27 protein-coding genes are annotated in these 24897 nt (G+C 63.3%); 19 read left to right on the top strand and 8 right to left on the bottom strand.

Going from position 1 to position 24897, the window contains the following annotated elements; all coding sequences use genetic code 11:
* Window positions 1–18 precede the first annotated feature (18 nt).
* Window positions 19–1587 carry a recombinase family protein gene (locus KCN53_RS12035; RefSeq protein WP_263435062.1) on the bottom strand — a complete coding sequence of 523 codons (1569 nt, stop codon included), beginning with the start codon at window positions 1585–1587 and terminating at the stop codon, window positions 19–21.
* 112 nt (window positions 1588–1699) lie between these two features.
* On the opposite strand from KCN53_RS12035, the gene KCN53_RS12030 reads away from it, so the two are divergent.
* Window positions 1700–2365, top strand: coding sequence for a DeoR family transcriptional regulator (locus KCN53_RS12030; RefSeq protein ID WP_088712222.1), 666 nt, complete (start codon window positions 1700–1702; stop codon window positions 2363–2365).
* 48 nt (window positions 2366–2413) lie between these two features.
* Here KCN53_RS12030 and KCN53_RS12025 read toward each other — a convergent pair whose 3' ends face one another.
* Window positions 2414–4717 carry a UvrD-helicase domain-containing protein gene (locus tag KCN53_RS12025; protein WP_224199642.1) on the bottom strand — a complete coding sequence of 768 codons (2304 nt, stop codon included), beginning with the start codon at window positions 4715–4717 and terminating at the stop codon, window positions 2414–2416.
* A gap of 21 nt (window positions 4718–4738) precedes the next feature.
* On the opposite strand from KCN53_RS12025, the gene KCN53_RS12020 reads away from it, so the two are divergent.
* Window positions 4739–5182, top strand: a complete 444-nt coding sequence (locus KCN53_RS12020; protein WP_224199640.1) for a hypothetical protein — start codon at window positions 4739–4741, stop codon at window positions 5180–5182.
* A 149-nt stretch (window positions 5183–5331) separates the two neighbouring features.
* Here the strand turns inward: KCN53_RS12020 and KCN53_RS12015 are convergent, their stop codons facing one another.
* Genes KCN53_RS12015 through KCN53_RS12005 form a run of 3 tightly spaced genes read right to left on the bottom strand, consistent with a single transcriptional unit; the run spans window position 5332 to window position 6566 of the window.
* Window positions 5332–5529, bottom strand: coding sequence for a hypothetical protein (locus KCN53_RS12015; protein WP_028035883.1), 198 nt, complete (start codon window positions 5527–5529; stop codon window positions 5332–5334).
* Window positions 5530–5542: 13 nt separating this feature from the next.
* Window positions 5543–5740 (bottom strand): hypothetical protein, encoded by a 198-nt coding sequence (locus KCN53_RS12010; RefSeq protein ID WP_088712224.1) that lies wholly within the window; start codon window positions 5738–5740, stop codon window positions 5543–5545.
* Between the two features lie 25 nt (window positions 5741–5765).
* Window positions 5766–6566 (bottom strand): DUF1883 domain-containing protein, encoded by an 801-nt coding sequence (locus tag KCN53_RS12005; RefSeq protein WP_088712225.1) that lies wholly within the window; start codon window positions 6564–6566, stop codon window positions 5766–5768.
* A gap of 259 nt (window positions 6567–6825) precedes the next feature.
* Here KCN53_RS12005 and KCN53_RS12000 point away from each other — a divergent pair, with 259 nt between their 5' ends.
* Genes KCN53_RS12000 through arsH form a run of 5 tightly spaced genes read left to right on the top strand, consistent with a single transcriptional unit; the run spans window position 6826 to window position 9941 of the window.
* Window positions 6826–7194, top strand: a complete 369-nt coding sequence (locus KCN53_RS12000; RefSeq protein ID WP_317988422.1) for an ArsR/SmtB family transcription factor — start codon at window positions 6826–6828, stop codon at window positions 7192–7194.
* Entirely contained in the window at window positions 7187–7729 is a 543-nt protein-coding gene (locus KCN53_RS11995) for an arsenate reductase ArsC (RefSeq protein WP_088712227.1), read from the top strand. Before KCN53_RS12000 ends, KCN53_RS11995 begins: the two co-directional genes overlap by 8 nt.
* Window positions 7730–7737: 8 nt before the next feature.
* Window positions 7738–8163 (top strand): arsenate reductase (glutaredoxin), encoded by a 426-nt coding sequence (gene arsC / locus KCN53_RS11990; RefSeq protein ID WP_088712228.1) that lies wholly within the window; start codon window positions 7738–7740, stop codon window positions 8161–8163.
* A gap of 9 nt (window positions 8164–8172) precedes the next feature.
* Window positions 8173–9228, top strand: a complete 1056-nt coding sequence (gene arsB, locus KCN53_RS11985; protein WP_088712229.1) for an ACR3 family arsenite efflux transporter — start codon at window positions 8173–8175, stop codon at window positions 9226–9228.
* Window positions 9228–9941, top strand: a complete 714-nt coding sequence (gene arsH / locus KCN53_RS11980; protein WP_047165825.1) for an arsenical resistance protein ArsH — start codon at window positions 9228–9230, stop codon at window positions 9939–9941. Before arsB ends, arsH begins: the two co-directional genes overlap by 1 nt.
* A gap of 42 nt (window positions 9942–9983) precedes the next feature.
* Here the strand turns inward: arsH and KCN53_RS11975 are convergent, their stop codons facing one another.
* Together KCN53_RS11975 and KCN53_RS11970 are read right to left on the bottom strand one after the other, a co-directional pair.
* A complete protein-coding gene (locus tag KCN53_RS11975) occupies window positions 9984–10898 on the bottom strand; it encodes a nucleotidyl transferase AbiEii/AbiGii toxin family protein (protein ID WP_088712230.1) in 915 nt (304 codons plus the stop codon).
* Window positions 10898–11746 (bottom strand): type IV toxin-antitoxin system AbiEi family antitoxin domain-containing protein, encoded by an 849-nt coding sequence (locus KCN53_RS11970; protein WP_047165823.1) that lies wholly within the window; start codon window positions 11744–11746, stop codon window positions 10898–10900. Before KCN53_RS11970 ends, KCN53_RS11975 begins: the two co-directional genes overlap by 1 nt.
* Window positions 11747–12150: 404 nt before the next feature.
* Here KCN53_RS11970 and KCN53_RS11965 point away from each other — a divergent pair, with 404 nt between their 5' ends.
* The 3 genes from KCN53_RS11965 to KCN53_RS11955 all read left to right on the top strand — a co-directional run bounded on the left by KCN53_RS11965 (window position 12151) and on the right by KCN53_RS11955 (window position 13802).
* On the top strand, window positions 12151–12381 hold the full coding sequence (locus KCN53_RS11965; protein WP_088712231.1) for a YrhK family protein: 231 nt from the start codon (window positions 12151–12153) through the stop codon (window positions 12379–12381).
* Between the two features lie 72 nt (window positions 12382–12453).
* Complete coding sequence (locus KCN53_RS11960; RefSeq protein ID WP_088712232.1) at window positions 12454–13161, top strand: endonuclease III domain-containing protein; 708 nt, start codon at window positions 12454–12456, stop codon at window positions 13159–13161.
* Window positions 13155–13802, top strand: coding sequence for an endonuclease III domain-containing protein (locus KCN53_RS11955; protein ID WP_207790603.1), 648 nt, complete (start codon window positions 13155–13157; stop codon window positions 13800–13802). Before KCN53_RS11960 ends, KCN53_RS11955 begins: the two co-directional genes overlap by 7 nt.
* Before the next feature lie 4 nt (window positions 13803–13806).
* On the opposite strand, the gene KCN53_RS11950 is transcribed toward KCN53_RS11955, so the two are convergent.
* Window positions 13807–14289 carry a methyltransferase family protein gene (locus KCN53_RS11950; RefSeq protein ID WP_172406211.1) on the bottom strand — a complete coding sequence of 161 codons (483 nt, stop codon included), beginning with the start codon at window positions 14287–14289 and terminating at the stop codon, window positions 13807–13809.
* 67 nt (window positions 14290–14356) lie between these two features.
* Between KCN53_RS11950 and purT the strand changes: the two genes are divergently transcribed.
* The 9 genes from purT to KCN53_RS11905 all read left to right on the top strand — a co-directional run bounded on the left by purT (window position 14357) and on the right by KCN53_RS11905 (window position 24895).
* Window positions 14357–15532 (top strand): formate-dependent phosphoribosylglycinamide formyltransferase, encoded by a 1176-nt coding sequence (gene purT / locus KCN53_RS11945; RefSeq protein ID WP_088713404.1) that lies wholly within the window; start codon window positions 14357–14359, stop codon window positions 15530–15532.
* Entirely contained in the window at window positions 15529–15915 is a 387-nt protein-coding gene (locus KCN53_RS11940) for an ArsC family reductase (RefSeq protein WP_088712234.1), read from the top strand. The genes purT and KCN53_RS11940 overlap by 4 nt, the downstream gene beginning before the upstream one ends.
* A gap of 6 nt (window positions 15916–15921) precedes the next feature.
* Window positions 15922–16785, top strand: coding sequence for a DMT family transporter (locus KCN53_RS11935; RefSeq protein WP_207790604.1), 864 nt, complete (start codon window positions 15922–15924; stop codon window positions 16783–16785).
* An 11-nt stretch (window positions 16786–16796) separates the two neighbouring features.
* Window positions 16797–17663, top strand: a complete 867-nt coding sequence (panB, locus tag KCN53_RS11930; RefSeq protein WP_088712235.1) for a 3-methyl-2-oxobutanoate hydroxymethyltransferase — start codon at window positions 16797–16799, stop codon at window positions 17661–17663.
* A 90-nt stretch (window positions 17664–17753) separates the two neighbouring features.
* The gene (locus KCN53_RS11925) at window positions 17754–18518 is read left to right on the top strand and encodes a tetratricopeptide repeat protein (protein WP_143712212.1); all 765 of its coding nucleotides are present in this window, start codon (window positions 17754–17756) and stop codon (window positions 18516–18518) included.
* Window positions 18515–19831 carry an outer membrane protein assembly factor BamB family protein gene (locus KCN53_RS11920; protein WP_088712237.1) on the top strand — a complete coding sequence of 439 codons (1317 nt, stop codon included), beginning with the start codon at window positions 18515–18517 and terminating at the stop codon, window positions 19829–19831. The genes KCN53_RS11925 and KCN53_RS11920 overlap by 4 nt, the downstream gene beginning before the upstream one ends.
* 10 nt (window positions 19832–19841) lie before the next feature.
* Entirely contained in the window at window positions 19842–21179 is a 1338-nt protein-coding gene (gene der, locus KCN53_RS11915) for a ribosome biogenesis GTPase Der (protein ID WP_088712238.1), read from the top strand.
* Window positions 21180–21250: 71 nt separating this feature from the next.
* The gene (locus KCN53_RS11910) at window positions 21251–23359 is read left to right on the top strand and encodes a S9 family peptidase (RefSeq protein ID WP_088712239.1); all 2109 of its coding nucleotides are present in this window, start codon (window positions 21251–21253) and stop codon (window positions 23357–23359) included.
* A gap of 117 nt (window positions 23360–23476) precedes the next feature.
* Window positions 23477–24895 carry a M20/M25/M40 family metallo-hydrolase gene (locus KCN53_RS11905; protein WP_088712240.1) on the top strand — a complete coding sequence of 473 codons (1419 nt, stop codon included), beginning with the start codon at window positions 23477–23479 and terminating at the stop codon, window positions 24893–24895.
* The last annotated feature ends 2 nt before the right edge of the window (window positions 24896–24897 follow it).

Below are 24897 nucleotides of genomic sequence, written 5' to 3'. Positions count from 1 at the left end.
TGGAACGCACGGCAGACATCAGGCAGCCTCCGGTAAGGGGATAGGAGCGGCGATGGTGTAGAGCAGGTCGAGGTCATCGAAGCGGTAGGCGTCGAGGGCCAGCGCATTGTCTTCGCTCAGCCGGACCCTGTCGGCCAGTTTCTCGAGGCGCGGGAACAGGTAGTAGTCGAACGGGGCGCGATTGGCGCGGTCCATGCGCACGACCACGGTAATGTCAGGGGCAAGCGAGGTGTCGAAACGCAGCTTCCAGCGCAAAAGCCCCGTCGGGGTTTCGAAACAGCGCGCGATCACCACCGAGACGCTGAATTCGCTGTTGACGATCACCCGGTCGCTCTCGTCCTCCTGCCACGCCTCGCTGCCGCTTGCCTGCAGACCGTCGAGCACCTCGCGCAGGATGCCAGGATGAAGCTGGCGCAATTCGCGGTTGATCGCGACATAGCGATAGTCCCGCTCCGGGGTGAACCCGACCAGGCTATAAGCCCTGAGCAGGCTGCCGAACCGTGAACTGTAAGCGCTGCTCGAGGCTATGGCCTCGCATTCGTCGATGATGATCCCCGAAAGCATGCCCTGACGCTGGTAAAGTTCGGCCAGGGCCTCAAGCATCTCCTCATCGCTCAAGCGGAACGAGCGCGCCGCGATGATCGCGCGTGCCGCCTCGAACAGCTCGCGCTCGACAATCGCCTCGAACGCGCCGTCGGCGCGGATCCACATCTCGGGCGCGTTGTGCACCCGCTTCTTCTTGAGCTTGAACGAGCGGCGGTTCCAGACATTGTCGCCGACATATTTCTCATTGATCAGCAGCTGATGGACCGTGCCGCGCGTCCAGGGCCGGCCAAGATCGGTTGTAAGGCCGCGCGCATTGAGATCGGCCGCGATCACGCTTTCGCTTCGCCCCTCATGGACAAAGGCGCGGTAGACATCGCGCACCAGCGCGACCTCTTCGTCCGGCCCAGGCGTGAGGATCACCCGGTCGGTCTGGATGCTCTTGTGCTCGCCGCGGACCAGCACCCCCTTGATCGCGCCATGTTCGTCGATCAGCGTGCGCCTCAAACCAAACCCGGCCGGGCCGCCCTGGCGAAATCCCTTTTCGATCAGCCGGCCTTGCCCGGCAAACACCTTGGTCGAAAGCTCGCGGCTATATTCGCCGGCCATGGCGCGCTTGACGCCTTTGACGATGGTCGAGACCGGGCTGCCATCATTATCGAATTGCTCGGCGCAATATTGCACCGCGATGCCGGCGCGCCGGCAGATATATTCGTAGTAAGCGCTCTCGTCGGCGTCCTGGAACCGGCCCCAGCGGCTGACGTCATAGACCAGCACCAATGTGAAATCGGCCGTGCCGGCCTCAACATCCTCGATCAACTGCCTGAGCGCATCGCGGCCCTCGATCTTGAGCCCGCTCTTGCCAGCATCGGCATAGGTGCGCACGATCTCGATCCCGCGCGCTTCAGCATATTGCCGGATCGCGTCGGATTGGCTTTCAGTCGAATATTTCTGATGATCGGTCGACATGCGGACATATTCGGCCGCGCGCACCAGAGGTGCCGGCTCGGATCGGTTGTCGTCGTTAAGATCCCATCTCGGCAAACCTTGCCCTTTCCTGCTTTACCTGAGGCGGTCCGGGCAACCGACCGCCTCAGCACGTGGCCTCGCCGCCGCTTCCGCACCTCGACCAGTTTAACTGCGGAGAGACCGGAAGATGTTGCAGAAAAAGGGCAGGAAATTACCGCCATGGAAAGGTGTCCTGGCCACGCGCCAGATCTATGCGCAAACCATGGCCGAACTGCTGCGCAAGGAGCACGGCGACAGCCACCGCGCGGTCAAGCAGATCATGCGCCAGACCCATGCCAGCGAGCGCACAGTCAAACACTGGCTTTCGGGCCAACACGGTCCCGATACGGTGTTTTTCTTGCGTCTCGTGGTGTCCTCACCCGTCATTCGCGCTTTCGTCCTCGGGATCATCGAGGGACCGGTGGCCGCCAAACTGTCAGGGCCAGTCGATCGCTATGCGCTGGCGGCGGCCAGGGGCGCCTATGTCGTCGGCGAGTTTGCCGGGGGCAGGAGACCTGCCGATCACCGGCCAAATGACCCTAAAGATGACTCTAATCGCGACCCTATGAATGACCCTGATCGGGCTGAACTCAATGAGCGCCAATACTGGTTTCTGGCCAGACTCGCCGAAGGCGATCGCTGCGGCGCCAGCGAGATCATGGCCTTGTGGCAAGTCAGCCTCAAAACCGCGCGCCGCGACATCGCCGCGCTGAAAACGGCGAACCTGATCTGCTATGTCGGATCGCGGCGGAAGGGGCGATACCGCCGAACAACCGGTGCTCCGGAAACCGACGAGCGTCCGCTCGGCGGATGAGGCCGTCATTGGGGCGAATTGTACTTCGTTACGACCGCAGACCCGGCCTTATGCGCGTCGTCGCAAGCGTGCGGTTGAAGGCGTCTCGGCTCCTTCACTATGCCGACATTCGGGAAACTGGTTGCATCCGCAAAACACCGCGCCGTTCCTGTTGCGCTTTTCGACCATCTGCCCGACCAGGCATTTGGGGCATTGACGCAGCGCCGCGCCTTCGATCGTTTCAAAGCGAATCTCGTCGCCCGCGATCTCGCACAGCTCCCGAATATAGCGGGACGGTTGCCGGCTATTGGTCATAAGATAGGCGCCCCGGCTGGAGCGCGTCAGCGCAACGTAGAACAGACGTCGTTCTTCGGCATATGCGTAAGTCTCAGGACGGGGGATAACCAGATTGAGCAGTTCATCATCCTCGATGCGGCTCGGCACGCCGTAGTCGCCCTCGCTCACGTCGAGCAGAACCGTGTAATCCGCCTCAAGCCCCTTGGCCCGGTGAAAGGACATCCCCGAAACCTCGATATGGGCAAAGGCGGGCGGACGTCCTGCGAACGGATCGAGCAGATTGTACCGCCATAACACCAGAACCTTGAGCTTGGCGTTCGGCTCCTTGCGCCACTGCGCGGCCATACCGCCCAGAGCCGTGTCGAGCCGTTCGAGCAGGCGATGGCAAGCCTTGGCAAAATCGGGTCTGCCGCGCTCATCATCGATGGGAATGACCCGGATCGACCGCGCGATGGCGGGTCGTGTCGAGCGAACCGCCTTAGCGATTTGTTCCGGATTGCGCTGGACGAATTTCGCGGCCGTCTCGGCAATCAGCTGATTGCAGCGATAGGTCTGTTCCAGGCGCCCCCGCCAGCTTGCTCCGAAATTGGCCTCGAACTGCGTGAAGATCGTGATGTCTGAGCCGGCAAAGCGATAGATCGACTGCCAGTCGTCGCCGACGGCGAATACCTTGCTGAACGCCACCTGCTGCTTGAGCGCCTTGATGAGATTGGCGCGCGGTTCGGAGATATCCTGGAACTCGTCGACAAGAATCAGCGAATAGGGGCTCTGATAGCGGCCGGTTTCGACAAGCCTGACGGCATCGGCGATCATGGAATCGAAATCGATCCGGTCGGTCTCTTCCAGGCGGCGGGAATAGCCTTGCGCGATCGACCAGACGACCCGGGCATAGAGCTTTGCCCGCTCCTTGTCGTGCAGGGTTTTGGCGCGTTCGAGCAGCATGTCGAGCGTCAAATGGCTGGCGCGAATGTGCTTGATGCAGATCGATATGAGCTTGTGATAATGCTTGATCACCACCGGCTCGAGCGCCTTGGTGATCTCGGCATAGTCCCTGCGCTCCAATGGCACGGCGCGCTGCGCCAACTCGGCTTCGAGCGTGCTCAAAAGCGTTTCGCTGCTGGCCTGGGCTGACGTCGTTTCGAAGAAGTCGATGCCTTTGCGGCGATAGGCCTGCCGCTTGCTCTCGGCATGCACGGCATAGTCCGCAAATGGCGAGGTCCCATCGGCGTTGAGCGCGAAGTGCTCATGCACCGTGTCAGCCTGCGGATAATAGAAGTCGGGATGGAGGTGGCGCACCGTACCATCATCGTCTTCGACTGCGATCTGCCGCTCGTATTCGAAGGCAACCGAATGCAGCCACAGCCAGTTGACGATCTTCTGCTCCTGCAGGGACTTGACGATAGTGCCGGCAAGCGAGCCGATCGTGGCAGAGCCCTTCCTGAGGCGATCGGAGACATAGCGATTGTAGTCGGTTTCGGTGTCGAAGACCTCGACCGGAATGTCGGCCTTGGGATGCACCACCAGCAGATCGCTCCACATCCGCGCGAACTCCGGATCGCTCTCGACCAAGGCTTGAATGATCTCTTCGATGACCTTGGTTTCGCCGGCAGGGTGCTCGACCCAATTGGCCAGTTGGGGCGGCCGCCCCTCGACCTCTTCGATAATGCCGCGTCCCAGCGCATGAAACGTCGTGACGCGGCAAGCCAGCTCGCTTTCCTCGACCTGCAGCTGCCGGGCGATCCGGGTCTTCAATTCATCGGCAGCACTCTTGTTGAAAGCCAGAAGCAGGATCTCCTCCGGCCGGTAGAGCTGCTTTTCCAGAACATAAGCAACCTTGCCGACCATGGTCGCGGACTTGCCCGAGCCCGCCGAGGCGACCAGCAAATTGTTGTCCTCGAGGCGAATGCAGGCTTCGCGTTGCTGATCGGACAGGGACCGCCCGTCGAGATCGTCGAAGAACGGCCCGAATGTTTCCAGCTCCGCGGCGACGAATGCTTCATTATAGGCTTGGCGAACGCCCGGATCCGTCAGGAAGGTGAACGAAGGCGGCAGAGACGCCTTGAGCTTGGCCGGCATTAACTGTGAATTCAAGAGCGGATGCGCGAGGGCGGCCGCCGCATCGCCTGGCACGCTGGCAATCGCCCGGCCAAGATCGGCCTGAGCGAGATACTGCCTGCTGCCTTCGGTGATTTTCCGAAGCTGGGCATCGACATCGTGCAAGCGGCCCGTTTCGGCGCCAATCAGGCCGAAGAGATGGGTATTGATGAAGGCGTGAAGGTCAGTGACCAATTGCGCGGCTGCTTCACCAGTCAGGCCGGACAGAGCATCCGTTCTGCCGCGAGAGCGGATCTCAACGCTGTGCCACAGCAGAGCCTTGCTGGCCGAAATCGACACAATATCGAGGCAGGCAAGCTCGATATCACCTTCCTGGCGCAACCGGATGCGCCCGGACAGTCTCGGGTCCAGGGTCAGCTTCCATTTTCCGGAAGCAAACAAACGCGCAAGAAAGCCGGGGCGGTATGTCTGCGCTCGGCCGGATAACAATTTGCTCAACGCCACCTTCGATATGCCCGAACATCCAGATTCAAAGGGCTGATTATCAGCAACTTGTTGAGATGTTCCAAACCGGTGGCGGGCAGATTTTTGAATGAGCGGTCATGAGCGCCGCCGCGGAAGTGATACTTTGACTGCTAATCGATGCGGCGCACGCGTACCGCCTTAGGCATGCCCTCGACATGCATATACCGGCCCTCGATCACCACACGCGGCCGGTACTTGTACTGATAGCGATAATAGTACTGATCCTGGCGCCAGACCGTTCCATTGGCGAGCTTGACAATGGTATCGCCGCTCCAGCCCGTCCAGGCTCCTGCAATACGCGTCTGCATCGGCGTTGTTCTCCTAGTCGATCCGGCGGACGCGGATGCCGCGGCTCATGCCCTCGACATGCATGACGTTGCCGGACAGGGTCACTGAGGGGCGGTAGGCGTAGCGATATTCATAGTGATATTCCTCCTGACGCCACACCGAACCGTCGGTCAGCCGGACGATGGTGTCGCCGTCCCAACCGTTCCATTCATCCTCAATCTGCCTTCTCATTTGGTCTCTCCTGCCGCCTCCGGCGTCACGCTGCGTTCGGCAAGCGCACGACGTCGGCGATTTCCGCGGCAATCTCTTCGACGGTGTGGGTGGCGGTGCTGCGCGCCAGTCGATCGGCGAGCGAAGCCGAGTAGCCGATCACTTCGCGTTTGGAGACGTTGTGCCAGATCGGCAGCAGGATCTGTTCCCCCGATACGGCGCGGGTGACGAGCCCGTCGAGCTCGTATTCGGGCCAGCCTTTGCCAAAGAACGCCTGCGACAGCACAACCACGCCGAAGCGGCTGCTTCCCAGGCCTCGGTCGATTTTGCGGCGAAGGCTGTCGCCGATTCGCAGTTCGAATTCATCATACCAGACCGACAATCCTGCTTCGCGCAGTGCATTTGCCAGCGGTCGGACGACCTCGTTCTTGTCTTCGGACGCATGAGAGATGAAAACGTCGAACACTCGGCCATCGGGTGCCTCGGGCGGCGGCGCGAGATCATCATCGGCGTCGCGGACGAGTGTGGGGACACTGCGCAGCGGTGCCTCGTTGATTGTGGGCAGAGGGGTGAGCGCCGCACCCGGGACCACCTGAACTCCGGACCGCACCGATCCGCGAAGCCCCTGCATGTCGATGGCAACATGCCAGGTGCCGGAACGCGGCACCGGTAGGCGCACGGGAGAGCGCTTCGCGAGGCCTCCGACATAACTATGGCGACGGCCCGCTTTGTAGCTGTTGAAGTTCGAGCCATCCATGAGGCGGACGTTGGCCGCACTGCCGCTGAGCGTCACCACGACGACACTGCCCCGTTCGACATGCCCCAGATTGTAATGCGTGAAATTCATCGAGCTCTCCGATCGCGTGCGTTCAGCTAAGAGCAGACTGTTCGAGAGCGCGGAGAGCGATCGCGAATCGTCTATCCTTTTCAGGATAAAATTCGCATACGAAGGTGACAAATCCTGTCACCTACGCCGACTGCCTAACGCGGCCCAAAGTCCGGTCCGTCACCATGCGATGGACAGATGCCGCGCGATGCACACTAGGGACTGGTGCCCTGAGAGCTTTTGCTATACCAATCATCTCAATGATTCTTGAATTATTGAGATGATTATGGATGAGAAACGAGCTCTCGCGGCCTGCGCCGCGCTTTCGCAGGAGACGAGGCTACGCATCGTTCGGCTTCTTGTGACGGCCGGGCCGGAAGGAATGTCCGCCGGTGCCATCGGCGAAGCAGTGGACGGCGCGTCCTCTTCGCGCATGTCTTTTCACCTGAGCCATCTAGAACAGGCCGGGCTTGTTGAATCCCGGCGAGCCGGGCGCTCGATTATCTACACCGCGGCGCTCGGGGTGCTCTCGGGCCTTATCGAATTCCTCATGCGCGACTGCTGTCAGGGGCACCCGGAAGTGTGCAACCCGGCCATGGCCGCGTTGTCATCTTGTTGCGAACCGACGAAAGGCACAGCCCATGTCTGATGCAAGCCAACCCGATCGTATTTTCAAGGTCCTGTTTCTGTGTACCGGCAATTCGGCGCGCTCGATCCTGGCAGAAAGCATCCTGAACAAGGATGGCGCGGGTCGCTTTCGTGCCTTTTCCGCCGGCAGTCAGCCCAAGGGGAAGGTCCATCCCCTCGCGTTGAAGGTGCTGAAAAGCTTTGACTATCCTGCCGACGGCTTGCGCTCGAAGAGCTGGGAAGAATTCGCTGCGTCTGATGCGCCGACCATGGATTTCGTGTTCACGGTCTGCGACAGCGCGGCCGGTGAAGCCTGTCCGGTCTGGCCGGGCCAGCCAATGACCGCGCACTGGGGCATCGAAGATCCCGCCCCGGTGGAAGGCTCCGAGATCGAACAGGAAGCCGCCTTCGTTGCGGCCCTTCGCTACCTCAAGAATCGCATCTCCATTTTTACCGCGCTCCCCGTAGCCAGCCTCGACAAGGCATCCCTGCGCGCCAAGCTCGTGGAGATAGGGCAATCGGATGGGGCGTCCTCGTCCCGCAACAGCGCCGCGTGAGGTCAGCCATGGACGTTGTCATCTATCACAACCCCGAGTGCGGTACCTCACGCAACACGCTGGCGATGATCCGCAATGCCGGTGTCGAACCCCATGTCATCGAATATCTAAAGACCCCGCCCTCAAGGGTGATGCTGGACCAGCTCATCCAGCGCATGGGCATATCGGTGCGCGCGCTGCTGCGCGAAAAGGGAACGCCTTATGGGGAGCTCGGTCTTGGCGATCCGGCGCTGACCGACGACCAGCTTCTCGACGCCATGATGGCGCATCCGATCCTCATCAATCGACCGATCGTGGCCACACCCAAGGGCGTGAAACTCTGCCGGCCGTCTGAAGTCGTGCTCGACCTGCTGCCGCCGCAGCAAGACAAATTCATCAAGGAAGATGGCGAGCGCGTCATTGACGAGCACGGTCACCGCGTAGCGACCGCATAAGGGAAATCCATGTCCACATTCGAACGCTACCTAACCCTGTGGGTCGCGCTTTGCATCATCCTTGGCATTGCACTCGGCCATTTTGTGCCGGGCGTGTTCCAGGCCATTGGCGCAGCCGAAATCGCTAACGTCAATCTGCCGGTGGCGGGGCTGATCTGGCTGATGGTTATACCGATGCTGCTAAAGATCGACTTCACCACGCTCGGCGAAGTTGGCCGGCACTGGCGGGGCATTGGCGTAACGCTGTTTATCAACTGGGCGATCAAGCCTTTCTCGATGGCGTTGCTGGCCTGGCTGTTCATCGGCTGGCTCTTCCGGCCCTTTCTGCCGGCCGGCCAGATCGACAGCTATATCGCCGGCCTGATCATTCTTGCCGCTGCCCCGTGCACGGCGATGGTGTTCGTCTGGTCGCACCTGACCAAGGGCGAGCCGCATTTCACGCTCTCCCAGGTCGCGCTCAATGACGCGATCATGGTGGTGGCCTTCGCGCCGATCGTTGGCCTGCTGCTCGGCCTGTCGGCGATCACCGTACCATGGGGCACGCTCGTTTTATCGGTTGTGCTTTATATCGTGATCCCGGTGATTATCGCCCAGATCGTGCGTCGCTATTTGCTGGCGGCAGGCGGGCAAGCCGCGCTCGACCGGCTGCTCGCCAGGCTAAGCCCGGCCTCGCTGACGGCGCTGCTGGTGACACTGGTGCTGTTATTCGGCTTTCAGGGCGAACAGATCATCGCCCAGCCGATGGTCATCGGGCTGCTCGCGGTGCCGATCCTGATCCAGGTCTATTTCAACTCCGGACTTGCCTATTTGCTGAATCGGATCACGGGCGAGCAGCATTGCGTCGCCGGCCCTTCGGCCCTTATCGGTGCCTCCAACTTCTTCGAACTCGCCGTCGCCGCTGCCATCAGCCTGTTCGGGTTCCATTCGGGCGCGGCGCTCGCCACCGTCGTCGGCGTTCTCATCGAAGTGCCGGTCATGCTCTCGGTCGTGTGGATCGTGAACCGCTCGAAAGGTTGGTATGAGCGGGGCAGCAAGACCGTGGCTGTCGCGGAGGCGAACCACTAATGCTGAACGCTCTGCCCAATATCGATCCCGGTTGCATCGATGTTCCCGATATTGACCGGCTGCGGGCGTCGCCTTCGGCGCATCGGCCGCGCATCCTGCTGCTTTATGGCTCGCTTCGCGAGCGCTCCTATAGCCGGTTTCTGACGCAGGAGGCCGAACTACTGCTGAATGCCTTTGGCGCCGAAACACGCATCTTCGACCCGACCGGCCTGCCATTGCCGGACGGAGCGGAAGTCGCTCACCCGAAAGTGCAGGAGCTGCGTGACCTGTCGCTCTGGTCGGAGGGGCAGGTCTGGACGAGTCCCGAGCGGCACGGCGCGATGAGCGCGGTGATGAAGGCCCAGATCGACTGGATTCCCCTTTCGGTCGGGGCCGTCCGGCCGACACAGGGCCGAACACTGGCCGTCATGCAAGTATCGGGCGGCTCCCAGAGCTTCAACGCCGTCAATCAGATGCGGGTGCTTGGTCGATGGATGCGCATGGTGACGATCCCCAACCAGTCATCCGTCGCCAAGGCGTTCCAGCAATTCGACGAGGCCGGCCGCATGAAACCGTCCTCCTACTACGATCGCGTGGTCGACGTGATGGAGGAGCTGGTCAAGTTCACGTTGCTCACACGGGATGTCTCGACCTATCTCACCGATCGCTATTCGGAGCGCAAGGAAAGCGCCGAAGCGCTGATGGAGCGCGTGAACCTTTCGGCCGCCACCTGATTTGCTCGCCGATGATGATGACGGCTCCGGCCTTCTACGACCCTATGTTGCCAGAACCTCTTCAAGCTGCCGCACCAGTGCCTGGCGTTTCTCAGCCTTCAAACCATCGAGGTTTTGTTGCCGCCATCGCACGGCCGGCAGTTCGGCGCCGGCCTCCAGGTTGAGGGCTGGCCAGTCGGGTTCGCCGCGCTCGAACGCCAACAGAAATTGGCGGTGCGCATTGGGCATCTCTCCGACGATGTCGGCAATCAGTGCTTCACGCGCCGCAAGCAGGGTCTCGAGTTCGACCGGTTGTCGCGTCATGCCGACGAAACCTCGGTCAAATTCTACCGCAATATCTTTGCGCCGCACCGCCAGAACTTCGGCCATGGGGCGGTCGTGGCTGATCAGGTAGATGAGGAAGGCCCGACGCAGCGCATCGTCGATGCCTTCATTCGCCAGAAGATCACGCACGTCGAACAGATCGCGTGGATGCTGACGGTCGAGGGCGGCGACAATCTTGCCGGCATAGAGATCGGGAAACGAGACGATCCGCATTTCGGCAAAGCCGAATTCATCTTCCACGCTGGGGGAGACCGACCGTATGGCGGGCTCGAACACGCAGCCACGCAGGACCGGCGTCACCTCAATCTTGATTTGCGCGCCATCGCCACGGACGACGAGCTTAGTGATCACATTCTCGCGCGAGCGTGACGAAGCGACACGGGAGCCGCGGACTGACTCGGTAATGCGCTCAGCGATGCGCGCCATCGCCGCATTGATCGTTGCAAGCGAGGTCGCGCGGTCCTGCACTGGCAGGTAGGTAAGATCGATATCGACCGAGAGGCGCGGCAGGTCGCGCACGAACAGATTGATCGCCGTGCCACCCTTCATCGCGAAGCACTCTTCCGCAACCACCGAAGGCAGTGTGCGGATCAGTAATGCGACCTGATTTCGGTAAGTGTCCGCAAATGCCATCAATACGCCTCGGCCAGTTCCTTGGGGACAGTGATCTCGTAGGTCGGATCGTACCTGCCGTCCTTGACCAGCATGCGCTTGCCCGAACCCAGTTCGATTGCGGTCCGGTCGACTTGCTTGAGCCATGCATGGCGATGCCGATCGGCAAAGAAGAAGAACAGGCGCTTCACCTTCACACTGCGGCAGCGGACAAGCAGCTTCTGGAGCCGCCTCGGCGCAAGATCGCTCAGACCTTCCATCAGCACGTCGACCTGATCGAAGCTCTCACGCTGGGGCAGCTCATCGAGAAGTTCGAGAACCGCCCGTTCGGGCGTCGATACCGTCAACGGCCAATCCCATTGCCCCCAGGGCAGAGCGCGCAATCCGGCGTCCTGAAAAGATCCCGCAACTCGCGCATCAGGTGCGCGGTCCGAAACGAGGGAAGGAAAGCTGACATCCTCCAGGTCGGCCCCGAAGAGCGGCGAGCTGTTGTGATACACGAACCGTTCCTTCAGTGGGAGCGTCGTGAGCCAGCTGGGCGGCTTCGCTGGACCGTGAAGATGGATCTCGGAACGATCCTGTGAGAGGTAATGGGCATAGCCTTGCAGCTCGAGGGCTGTCCGGCCGCCAACGGTGAGACGATAGCCGAGAAGCGTCTGCAGCGAGACGACCACCTGCTGCCAGCCAAGCTGTCCGCGAGGGCGCCGATACACTCGGCGTGCCGGCTGCTCGAGCCAGCCAGAGGCAACATATTTGGTGCGCAGCGAGGTTGAGTAGCCTTGAGCGGAAAGCCACGCGGCATCGACGAGCAGGCCCTCAGGCAGGACCTGTTCCAGTTGCTTTAACTTTCCTATTGTTTGCTCACTCATAGTGAGTGTTTTAGCATACTTTCAAACCAAGCGCCAGTTTGAAGATGCCCTGGTTTGCTGCTTTGTGGTTAGCAAATCGGCATAAACGCAAACTGACCTCTTGTCCGAGGCAGGCTGCTCGTTGTGGTCAGCGGTGTTTTCTGCTACAGATTGGGTCAATCTGTGGGACGGCGTTCACAGGGTCGAGACTGGCGATTGACGCCGATTGTCCTTGAAACCCACGAATTTTTTTTCGACCCTTTTTCCCTTTAAAATCAAAAGCGTAACATTTTGACTAGCCAGTAGTCGGTTTTTGCGCGCCCCAAGGCCATAATTATACGTGATATCAACGGCTTAATGTTGGTTTGGACGATTGAATGGGAGTGAGCGGCGAACACTAGCTCCTGGACCGGGGAGGTACCTGCATGCGCAACCTGCTCAAGACGGTCGTCGAGGACTATGGCTGGATCCATACGGGGCTCGGACTGCTCGGCAACGTCATGTTCTTTGTCGGCAGCATCCTGTTCCTGCCGCAATTCGAACAGTGGAAGACGACCGGCATCTGGCTATTCATCGTTGGGTCCTTCCTGATGCTCGTCGGAGCGCTGGGTGAGTTCGTCGTCAACCTCCGCAGACGCGGGCGGAACGACGGATGAGACGCCGTCCCTACTGGCTATGCAGGTGAGAACTGGTCTTGGCAGCGAAGACATGGGCGGGCGCGGTCTCCTGTGACGCAGCTTGCTTTCGGCTCTGACGAACGCACCGAGCGTTTGCGCCGCCTGCAGCCGCTACTCGTCCAGCGTTTCGGGCGCATCGAGCGCGCCGCGGCGGCGTGGCGGGCGCCGGAGTGGGTGTTGGTGCAGGGTGTCATCGGCGCACAGACCAGGTCCGAGATTTCGAATGCGGCGACCGACACACTGCTGTCGCGCTGGGGAAGCTGGGAGGCCGTTGCCGAGGCTCCCGTCGAGGACCTGCAGGGTGAACTGGCCACCCAGACCTATCCGAACATGGCGGCGGAGCGGCTCAAGGCCTGCCTGCGCGCGTTGATCGAGCTTCGCGGCGGCGTCGACCTCGCCCATCTCGCGGGCATGGAAACTGCCGAAGCGATGCGCTGGCTCGAGAGGCTGCCCGGCATTGGCCGGAAGATTGCGGCGGGGATCATGAACGCCTCGACGCTGGATCGGCGCGCACTGGTTCTCGATGGTCATCACCGGCGCATCCTCCAGCGCATGGGTCTCGTGCCGGCGAAGGCGACGACCTCTCGCGCGTTCGAGGCGATCATGCCGGTCATGCCGCCCGAATGGGACGCAGCTGACTATGACGAGCATCACCTTCTGATGAAGAAGGTCGGCCAGACCTATTGCCGACCCGCCCGGGCAGACTGCGGACCTTGCCCCGCGCAGGCGCTGTGCGACATGGGCCGCACGCAGTGCTGAGCGATGCCGAGGTCGAGACGATGTTCCGCCTGCTTGCGGACGCCATGCCGGGCGATACGCGCGGTGCGAAGGGGCCGAAGGAGCAGCCGGATCCATTCCGCTCCTGCATCGCCTGCATGCTCTCCGCGCAGTCGCGCGACGCCAACACCGCCAAGGCGACGAGCGCATTGTTCGCGCTTGCCACGACGCCCGAGCAAATGCTGGCGCTCGGCGACGAGGAGCTGGTCGACGCGATCCGCCCGGCCGGCCTCTACAACAACAAGGCGAAGGCGATTCGTCGCTTCTGCCGCCAGCTTATCGACGAGAAGGGCGGGGAAGTGCCGCGCACGCGCGCCGGCCTTCTACAGATGCACGGAATTGGCCGGAAATGCGCCGATATCATCATGGCGTTCACCTTCGGCGAGGACGTCATCGCGGTTGACACGCATGTGGGCAGGGTCTGCGAGCGCACCGGCCTCGCCAGCGGCTATTCGGAGGCGAAGATTGCCGAGCATCTCGATGCTCGCGCGCCCGACTGGGCAAAGGCGGAAGGGCATTTCTGGCTGATCCAGTTCGGCAAGCGCATCTGCACCAGCCGGTCGCCGAAGTGCGGTGCCTGCTTCCTCGTCGATCTTTGCGAGTATGAGGACAAGACCCTTTAGGCCTTCAGATCCAGCGCCGGGTCCGCTTCTTCAGCATCACATACTCGCCGCCGAATTTGCGCTCCAGATAGCGCTCTTCGCGCAGGATCACTCCGAAATGGATGACCAGCAGGGCCAGAAGCAGCAGTGCGAGCGTAAACCAGCAGTCCCAGAGTATCGCGAGACCGGCATAGGTAATGGCCATACCCAGATACATCGGGTTCCTCGTCCGCGCGTAGATCCCTTCCGTCACCAGTGCCGTTGCGGGCTTCCAGGGTTCCGGGTTCGTCTTTGCGCGGCCGAACCGTTCGATCGCCAGCCCCACCAGCGCCGCTCCGGCGAAGATGGCGACAAGACCCAGGGGCCAGCGGACGAGGGCGGGCAGACCCATATCCATAGCGCCGACGGTGTAATGGACCGCCAGTCCCGCGAGCAGAGGGATGGCGAAGATCAGCGGCGGCGGCGCGATGACGCCCGGATGGTCGGGGGGTGCGGTCTTTGAAGTCATGACCGTGAAGGGATACGCGGGTCGGCGAAGGCTGGCAACGCGAACGGCGGGCGTTATGGAAGGCCGCATGACTCCTACGGCAAAGCTCCTCCTTCTCGGCTCCGGCGAACTTGGCAAGGAAGTGGTGATTTCCGCCCAGCGTCTGGGCTGTCACGTGATTGCCTGCGACCGCTATGCGAACGCGCCCGCCATGCAGGTCGCCGACGAGGCGGAGGTCTTTTCGATGCTCGACGGCGATGCCTTGCGGGCCGCCATCCGCAAGCATGCGCCGGACTTCGTCGTGCCCGAGATCGAGGCCATTCGCACCGAAGTGCTCGCGGATTTGGAAGCTGAAGGTTTGGTCGTCGTGCCCTCGGCCCGCGCCGCGCAGCTGACCATGAACCGGGATGCCATCCGCGACCTCGCTGCCGGGGAACTTGGTCTGACCACCTCGCCCTACCGGTATGCCGAAAGCCTGCGAGAGCTTGAGGACGCGGCTTCTGAGATCGGTTTCCCGCTCGTTGTAAAACCGGTCATGTCGTCTTCGGGCAAGGGCCAGAGCACGGTGCGCGGCCCGGGCGACATCGCCGAGGCATGGGCCTATGCCGAGGATAGCGGACGTGGGGACCGGCTGCGCGTCATCGCCGAGGGGTTCGTCGACTTCGACTATGAAATCACGCTGCTTACCGTTTCGTCGGCGGCGGGTATCTCCTTCTGTCCGCCCATCGGCCACCGGCAGGCGCGCGGCGATTATCAGGAAAGCTGGCAGCCGGCGGCCATGAGCGCTGCTGCGCTCGATCAGGCGCAGGCCATGGCGGAGCGCGTGGTCGAAGCGCTTGGCGGCCATGGCATTTTCGGCGTCGAGTTCTTCGTGAAGGGGGAGGAGGTCATCTTCTCCGAGCTCAGCCCCCGGCCGCACGACACGGGGATGGTGACGCTGGTCAGCCAGGACCTCAGCGAGTTCGACCTGCATGTCCGCGCCATATTGGGGCTCCCCGTGCCGCCGGTGCGGGCCGTCGGACCCTCCGCCTCGGCGGTGATCCTTGCTGGCCGCGACAGCCGCGCCTTCTCCTTTACCGGCCTTGCCGAAGCTCTGTCGGTCGAGGCGGACCATGTCGATGTCCGCCTGTTCGGAAAACCGGAAACCCGGCCGTTTCGCCGTATGGGCGTGGCGCTGGTGCGCGCCGGCTCGCTCGACGAGGCAAGGAAGGCGGCGGCCGAGGCGGCGGGCCGCGTCCGCATCGACTATGGAGACAGCGAATGACGGTGACGCTCTACGGCATTCCCAATTGCGACAGCGTGAAGAAGGCCCGGCGGTGGCTCGACGAGCATGGCGTCGCCTATAATTTTCACGACTATAAGAAGGCGGGGATCGAAGAGAGCCGGCTGGCGCTCTGGGCGTCCGAAGTCGGGTACGAGCCGCTTCTGAACCGTCGCGGCACGACATGGCGCCAGCTGGACGAGGCGGATAAGTCCAACGTCGAGGAGGCGAAGGCAATTGCGTTGATGGCGGCGAACCCGTCGCTGATAAAGCGGCCGGTGATCGAACATGGGGGTCCGCTTCTCGTGGGCTATGATGCCGACGCCTATGAGGATGCCGGCCTTCTCGACGGCGAGGCGAGCGACATTCCCGAAGATGACGAGTAACGCCGTGTGCTGAGCCCGGAACTTCTGGCGCTCGCTCTTGGCCTGTTCAGCGCGCTTACGCTTGCGGCTGCCAATCTCAGCGTAAAGGCAGGCGCGGACATTCTCTCCTCGCGCGCCATTCTCCAGTGCAGTGCGGCTCTGATGGTGGCACCGGCGCTGTTCGTCGTGCCGCCGCCCGACGCGGCCACTTGGCGCGCTCTCGCGGTCGCGGTGCCGGCGCACTTCGCATACCAGCTCGTTCTGGTCGGGGCTCTTAAGCATGGGGAGCTCTCGCTCGTCTTCCCCATCATGCGCGGAGGGGCTCCGCTGCTGACCGGGCTCCTCGCCTGGCTCGTCCTGGGGGAGGCGCTGTCGCTTCCTGCGGTTCTCGGCCTGGTCATCGCCACACTAGCGGTCGTCGCCTTTGCCCTGCCGCCGCGGGGTGTCGGGCTGCTGGCCCATCCCGACCGCCGGGCGCTCCTGTTCGCGCTGCTGACGGCGGCTGGTATTGCGCTTTACAATGTTACCGATGCTGCGGGCGTGCGCGCGGCGCCGTCACCTTTCACCTTCATCGTCCTTCTGTTCATGTTCGACTGTCTGGGCATCACTCCCTTGGCTCTGTGGCGCCGCCGCGGCCGCTGGGGCGAGATCATACGTGCGAAATGGCGTTACGGCCTGGCAGGAGGGGGCCTGTCCATCCTCAGCTACGGGGCGGCGCTCTACGCCTTCTCGCTGACGGAGGCGGCGCGCGTGTCGGCAGTGCGTGAGACCTCGGTCGTGTTCGCCGCCCTGTTCGGTGCTCTCATTCTGAAGGAAGGGTTCGGGACCCGGCGGATCGTCGCCGCGCTCATTCTCGCGGGCGGCCTCGCCATCCTGCAGTTCGCCGGTTAGAAGCGCCGCCCATGTCTACCTTCACGATAGATACGTCGACCAGCCGATCGCGTCCCGTGCCGGAGCCCGTACGGCGCCTGACCGTCCCTGCCATTCGCGCACGCAAGAATAGCGGCGGCGAGCCGATCGTCATGCTGACGGCCTACACCGCACGCATGGCGCAGCTTCTCGATGAGCATTGCGACGTGCTTCTCGTCGGCGATTCCCTGGGACAGGTCATCTACGGCTTGCCGTCGACCCTCCCCGTCACGCTCGACATGATGTGCGCGCATGGCGCCGCCGTCGTTCGCGGCTCCTACAAATCGCTCATCGTCGTCGACATGCCCTTCGGCAGCTATGAGGAAAGTCCGGAAGCCGCGTTCCGCGCAGCGTCTCGCATCATGGCCGAAACCGGCTGCGCTGCCGTGAAGCTCGAGGGTGGTACCGCCATGGCCGATACGATCAGCTTCCTGACGCAGCGGGGCATCCCCGTCATGGCGCATGTCGGCCTGACGCCGCAGGCCGTGAACGCGCTTGGCGGATATGGCGCGCGCGGGAAGAGCCAGGAGGAGGCCGCCAAGATCGCCGAGGATGCGAAGGCGGTCGAGCAGGCCGGTGCTTTCTCCGTCGTGATCGAGGGCGTGATCGAGGAGATTGCGCGCAATGTGACGGCTGGCCTCGACATTCCCACCATCGGCATCGGCGCCTCGCCGTCGTGCGACGGGCAGGTGCTCGTCGCGGAGGATATGCTCGGCCTGTTCGAGCGCACTCCGCGTTTCGTCAAGCGGTTCGGTACGATGGCAGAGGACATCTCCCGGGCTGCCGGCGAATATGCGACCGCAGTCAAATCTCGAGATTTTCCGGAGGATGCGCAGCTTTACGGCGTAAAGAAGGACTAGGGTCCTCTCTTCAGCAATTGATTTTGCGCCGCTGGGGCGCCGCCGCTATGTGTCGTCCGCAAATTTTCCGAACATTCAGGAGCGCCTTCCTTGGCCAAGCCGCCAGCCACTCCCGCTGATCCGACGACGACCTCGTTCATGCGAGAGGTCGATGATGCCTATCGGCAAGACCAGCTGACCGGTTTCTGGAGCCGGTTCGGCAGGCCTTTGCTGATCATTCTCGGCATCGCGCTCATCGCCTTTGCCGGTTATCTCTGGTGGCAGGAGCAGAAGGCCGCCGATGCCGCCGTGCAGGCCGAGGAATTCGACCAGGCGCTGAAGGGACTCGATCTCGGCAATCCGCAGTCGATTGAGACCATCGAGCGTTTGGCGGGCAGCGATGTTCGGGGTTATTCGGATCTGTCGAAACTGCTCGCTGCGGGCTTCCTTGTGGAGGATGGCGACATCGACGGTGCCATCGCTGCTTACAGCCAGATCGAAAACAACCCCTCCATCGCACAGCCGCTGCGCGACCTTGCTGCCATTCGCGCCGCGCAGCTCGGGTTCGACGATGCCGAACCGGCGGAGCTGACCTCGCGGCTGGCGCCGCTCGCGCAGCCTGGCACGCCGTGGTTCGGCGTCGCCGGAGAGCTGCTTGCAGCCGCTTATCTGAAAGAGGGTGAGACCGACCGCGCCGCCGAACTTTACGTTGCCATGGCGGGCGACGAAGACCTGCCGCCCACGCTGCGCGACCGGGCCAGCCAGATGGCGGCTGCCTATGGCGGCGCTGTCGATGACGAACTGGCGCTCGACGAGCCGACTGCACCCGAAGCGGCGAATTTGACCGAAACTTCCGCTGACGAGACTGCCGAATGACCCGCGCCCTTTCCCTGCTGACGCTGATCTTTCTGGCCGGTTGCGGCCTGTTCGGCGGCGATGAGGCACGAACGCCGACCGTCGGCAACCGCGTCGCCGTGCTGCCGGGCGAATCGCGAGTCGAGGCCGATCCCGACCTGCGCGGCCAGCCGGTCGTGCTACCGCCCAGCATCCCGAACGCGGAGTGGACCCAGCCGGGCGGCGAAGCGGCGAAGTCGCTCGGCCATGTCTTTGTCCCGGTGTCACCGGAACGCCGCTGGGACGTGCAGATCGGTGAAGCGTCCACGAAGAACGCCTATTATGGCGCTCCGCCCGTCGTCAGCGGCGGGCGCATCTTCGCGATGGATACGGTGTCGCGCATCTCTGCCTTCGACGCGCACTCCGGCCGTTCGCTCTGGTCTTCCGTCCTGCGTCCCGAAGAAGAGGATCGCCGCGTGGCCTTTGGCGGCGGCGTGTCCGCTCTCGGCGGACGCGTCTATGCGACGTCGGGCTATGGTCTCGTAGCGGCCTATGATGCCGAAACGGGAAGCGAAATCTGGCGCCGCGATCTGGAGCTTCCCCTGCGCGGCGCGCCGACCGTCGCGGAAAACCGCGTCTTCGCCATGACGCTCGACAATCAGATGATCGCACTTGATGCCGACACGGGCGAGCGCGAGTGGGAGGTCATCGGCACGGTCGAAGCCACCGGTCTTCTCGGCGCCGGCTCTCCGGCGGTCTTGCGTGACACGGCGGTCGTGGGCTTTTCCTCCGGCGAACTGACGGCAGCGCGCGTGGAGAACGGTCGGACGGTCTGGCAGGATCTGATCGCGCGCACGGGCCGGACGACGGCTCTGACGGCGCTTAGCGACATCGATGCCTCGCCGGTGATCGACGACGATGGCAATGTCATCGCCTTCGGGCATGGCGGACGTCTTGTCAGCATTCGCCTTACCGGCGGTCAGCGGCAGTGGGAGCAGACGCTGGGCGGTGTCTCTACACCCTGGGTCGCGGGGGACTGGGTCTTCACCGTCTCGACCCTCGGCGAACTCGCGGCCGTGCAGAAATCCGACGGCCGGATTCGCTGGATCACCCAGCTTCCCCGCTGGCGGGACATGAAGGACCAGAAGGGGCCGATCTATTATCGCGGGCCGGTTCTTGCGGGCGGGCGTCTGTGGCTTACCAATTCGGAGGGCGAGCTTCTCACCGTCGATCCCGCCGAGGGCGAAGTCGAGAGCCGCCGCCGCGTTGGCAAGCGCTTCTACCTGCCGCCCATCGTTGCCGGTGAAACACTCTACCTACTCGATGAAAGCGGGCGCCTGAGCGCCTGGCGCTAGGGGAGCCGCTATGGCCCTTCCGAAGGTCGTCATTATCGGACGACCGAATGTCGGTAAGTCGACCCTGTTCAACAGGCTCGTCGGGAAGCGCATCGCGCTTGTCGACGACACGCCCGGCGTGACGCGCGACCGGCGCGAGGGCGAAGCCGACCTTTCGGACCTGCACTTCATCGCCGTCGACACGGCGGGCCTCGAAGAGGCGGGGCCGGAAACCCTGTCGGGACGCATGCGCCAGCAGACCGAGGCCGCTCTTGGCGACGCTGCTGCCGCGCTGCTCGTGATCGACGCGCGGGCCGGGCTGACGCCGCTCGATCGCCATTTCGCAGACTGGATGCGCGGTCAGAAGGTCCCGCTCGTCCTGGTCGCGAACAAGGCGGAAGGCAGCGCCGCCGATCCCGGTCTTTACGAGGCCTTTGAACTCGGCCTCGGCGAATCCGTCGCCATCTCCGCCGAGCATGGTGTGGGCATGGCCGATCTGTACGAGGCGCTGGCTCCCCATCTCGACGCGCTCGCTGCCGAAGAGGAGGAGGGGGACGAGGAAGAAGGACCGCTCAGGCTCGCCATTGTCGGCCGTCCGAATGCCGGCAAGTCGACGCTGATCAACAAGATCCTTGAGGAAGAGCGGCTTGTTACCGGCCCGGAGGCCGGCATTACCCGCGACAGTATTGAGATCGAATGGAGCTTCGAAGGGCGCGACGTCCGGCTGATCGACACGGCGGGCGTGCGCAAGCGCGCAAAGGTGCAGGACAAGCTCGAGCGGCTCTCGGTTGCCGACACGCGCCGGGCCATCGACTTCGCCGAAGTCGTTATCATCCTGCTCGACGCCACTAAGGGACTGGAGGCGCAGGACCTGCGTATCGCAGATCAGGTGCTGCAGGAGGGCCGCGCCCTTATCATGTGCCTGTCGAAATGGGACGCCGCCGAGGACCAGTCGCGGCTTTTCAATGGCGTTCGCGCAGCCCTAGCCGACGGCCTGTCGCAGATTTCCGGCGTGCCGCTCCTGACCGTTTCGGGGCTCAGCGGAAAGGGCATCGACACGCTGATCAAGGTTGCCTTCGAGCAGCGCGACGCCTGGAGCCGCCGTGTGTCGACGGGGCAGCTCAACCGCTGGTTCGAAAATGCGCAGGAAACCAATCCGCCGCCCGCGCCGAAGGGGCGCCGGATCAAGATGCGCTATATCACTCAGGCAAAGACCCGGCCGCCGACCTTCATTGTCTTCGGCAACCGGCTTGAGGCTTTGCCCGCCAGCTACCAGCGCTACCTCGTAAACTCGCTGCGGCAGGAATTCGGTCTGGAGGGCGTTCCCCTGCGTCTCAACCTTCGCTCGAAGGCGAATCCGTTCGACTAACGGATTAGACCGGCCCCCCATCTCCCGCTAGTCAGATGCGCATCAGAGAGACAGCGAGGGGACCTGGAAAGATGATGAAACGGTTTGCATGCGTCGCGATGGCGGCGCTGGCCTTCTCTGCGCCTGCAATGGCTCAGGAGAAGGAAGAGACGGATCCAACGCTGTTCGAGCTGATGGACGTGTTCCAGCTCGAATATGCCACGCAGCCTCAGGTCTCGCCGGACGGGACAAAGATCGCCTATACGCGCCGTGGCTTCGACATTCGCGGCGACGCGCCGCGCTCCGCGATCTGGGTCTACGACCTTGAGGATGGCAGCCATGTGCCGCTGTTCTCGGGCGCGAAGAGCTTTTCCAGTCCGCGCTGGTCTCCGGACGGTGAGCGCATCGCCTATGTCAGTTCGGAAGAAGGGGGCGGCTCGCAGATTTACGTGCGCTGGATGGAGGGCGGCGAGACCGCCCGGCTCACCGACCTCGTCGAGAGCCCGTCCAGCCTCTCCTGGTCGCCGGACGGCAGGCAGATTGCCTTCACCATGTTCCAGCCCGCCGATCCCGATCCGATCGCGAAGCTGCCCAGCCCGCCGGAAGGCGCCGAGTGGAGTGCGCGCCCGAAGGTGATCGATCAGACTTTCTACCGCGGCGACGGCGCCGGATTTTACGAGCAGGGCCTCAGCCAGCTCTTCGTGGTCAGCGCCGAGGGCGGTACGCCGCGACAGCTGACGCGCGACGACTATGACTATGGCGGGACCGCCACCTGGTCGCCGGACGGCGCCCGTCTGTTCGTATCGTCGGACAGGACCGAGGACTGGCGCGAAGGGCAGGGGCAGAACGACCTGTTCGCCGTCGACGTTCGCACGATGGCCGTGACCCCGCTTGCCACGACGCCGGAAAGCGAATTTGCCCCGCTCGTGTCTCCTGACGGGGACCGGATCGCGTTCTTACGGCGCTCGGACCGCAAGTCCTGGCATGTCCCGCTGGAACTCTGGACCAGCCGTCTCGACGGGTCGGACATGCGGCGCGTGGCGGCCGGTCTCGACCGTACCATCGGCGGCTATGACTGGGCTGCGGACGGACGCAGTCTCTACTTCGTTTATGACGATGGCGGCACGACGAAGCTGGCCCGGGGCTCGGTGCGCGGCGACGACTATGACGTGCTGGCAGAGGGCCTTGGCGGGGAAAGCCTCGGCCGCCCCTATTCCGGCGCCAGCATCGACGTTGCCGACGATGCCGGAACCGTCGCCTTCAACATGGCGTCGGACGATGCACCCGCAGAACTGGCCACCTTGCGGAACGGCCGTGTGCGGCAGCTGACGAACATCAATGCCGATCTGAAGGCGCAGACGCGCTTCGGCGAAGTTCGCGAACTCCCGGTCACGGCGGCGGACGGCGTCACAAGCCAGTGCTGGATTGTAACGCCGCCCGATTTCGACAGCTCGCAGACCTACCCCATGATCCTCGAAATTCACGGCGGCCCGCATGCGAATTACGGTCGGCGTTTCTCCGCCGAAGTGCAGCTTTATGCCGCCGAGGGCTATGTCGTCACCTACTGCAACCCGCGCGGATCTACGGGCTATGGCGATGATTTCGCCATGCAGATCGACCAGGCTTATCCCAGCGGCGACTATGACGACCTGATGGCGGGCGTCGATGCGGCTGTCGCGACTGGCTTCGTCGATCCTGACCGGCTCTTCGTCACCGGCGGGTCCGGCGGCGGCGTGCTGTCTGCCTGGATCGTCGGAAAGACCGACAGGTTCCGGGCCGCGGTGGTGGCGAAGCCCGTGATCAACTGGGCGACCTTCATCCTTACGTCGGACTTCGGCGCCGGCTCCTGGGACGAGCTGTTCCAGGCCAAGCCGTGGGACAACCCGATGCTCTATTGGGAACAGTCCCCGCTCTCGCTGGTCGGCAACGTCGAGACACCGACGATGCTCCTTACCGGTGAGGAGGACTATCGCACGCCGATGTCGGAAACCGAGCAGTTCTACGCCGCGCTGAAGATTCAGGGCGTGCCGACGGCGATGGTGCGCATTCAGGGGGCGGGCCACGGTATCGCCGCGCGCCCGTCGAACCTGATCTCGAAGGTCGCCTATGTGCTCGGCTGGTTCGAGCGCTACGATGTCGGGGAAGACGGCGCGGCGAATGTCGCGGCGGTCTCCGCGCCGATGCCCGCTCGGGCGAACTAGAGCGCGGGCTCAGGCCCTGTCGGGGGCGCCCGGCCGGTTCCGGCCGGCGGGCGCCTCGCTCGACAAGCGGCGGCCGGACGGGCAAGAAGCGGGCACATTTCAGGAGACCCGATTGCCATGATCCGCACCCGCAGTGCCGCTGTCCTTTCGGCAGGTATTTCCGCAGCGCTTCTTGCCTCTGCCGTCAGCCTGCCTGCCGTCGCCCAGGTGCAGCCCGGCAGCGAACGCGGCACCGAGGCGCTCGACCTGTACCGCGACCTGATTTCCTTCCGGACGGCAGAGGGTCACGGTCAGGTTCCCGCAATGGCGGAGCGGCTGGCGCAGGAACTTCGCGAAGCTGGCTTTTCCGACGAGGACATCACCATCACGCCCAGCGGCGAAACCGCCTATATGACCGTCCGCTACGAGGGGTCGGGCGAGGAGGCCCCGATCGCGTTCATGGCGCACATGGACGTCGTCGATGCCCTGCCGGAAGACTGGGAGCATGATCCCTTCGCGCTTCGCGAGGAGGACGGCTTCTTCCTTGGCCGCGGCGCCGTCGACAACAAGATGGGCGTTGCGCATCTGACGCGGGCGTTTGCCGAATTGAAGGCGTCCGGCTTCGTCCCTGATCGCGACCTCTTCCTTGCCTTCTCCGGAGACGAGGAAACGGGCATGGCGACGACGCAGGCGCTGGCGAACAGTCTTGCCCCGCTTGGTTTTGCCTATGCGCTCAATTCAGATGCAGGCGGCGGCGCGCTGTCCGAAGACGGAACCGCGCTCGGCTACGGCATGCAGGTTGCCGAGAAGACCTATGCGACCTTCGAGGTTACGGTCACCAACCCCGGCGGTCATTCCAGCCAGCCTCGGGCCGACAATGCGATCTACGATCTGACCTCCATCCTGCAGCGCGTGGCCGAGCTGCGCTTCCCGGCAATGTCGAACGAGATCACGCGCGGCCTGATCCGCGCCGCCGCGGCGGGCGAACCGGCAGAGCGCGCCGCGCTGATGCGCCGCTTCGCAGACGATCCTGCCGATAGCGAGGCGGCGGCAGCCCTCGTGAACGATCCGAAAACGGCGCCCGACGTGTCGACGACCTGCGTCGCCACCATGCTCGACGCCGGCCATGCCGAAAACGCGTTGCCGCAACGGGCCACCGCGACCGTGAACTGCCGCATCTTTCCCGGCGTTGAGGTCTCCGAGGTTCAGGACCGGCTCGAGGAGCTGAGCGCAGATATCGAGAATGTGACCTGGCAGGCTCTCGACAACCCGTCCGCCAGCCCGATCTCGACGCCCGATCCTGAGGTCATGGCCGCCGTCAAGGCTGCGCTTGCTCCGCGCTACCCCGACGTGACGGTCATGCCGAACCAGTCAGCTGGCGGTACCGATGGCAAATGGTTTCGCAAGGCGGGCATCCCGACGTTCGCCGTCTCGCCGATCTTCTTTCCGCCTAGCCCGGTCGGTGCGCATGGTCTGAACGAGCGCGCACCCGCCGACAGCTTTTACTTCGGTCTCGACTATTGGCCGGCGCTGATCCGCGACCTGGCCGCGGACTGAGC

It is taken from the genome of Pacificimonas aurantium (genome assembly GCF_020092905.1).
GTDB lineage: Bacteria > Pseudomonadota > Alphaproteobacteria > Sphingomonadales > Sphingomonadaceae > Pacificimonas > Pacificimonas aurantium.
This window is presented reverse-complemented; position numbering and strand designations above follow the sequence as displayed.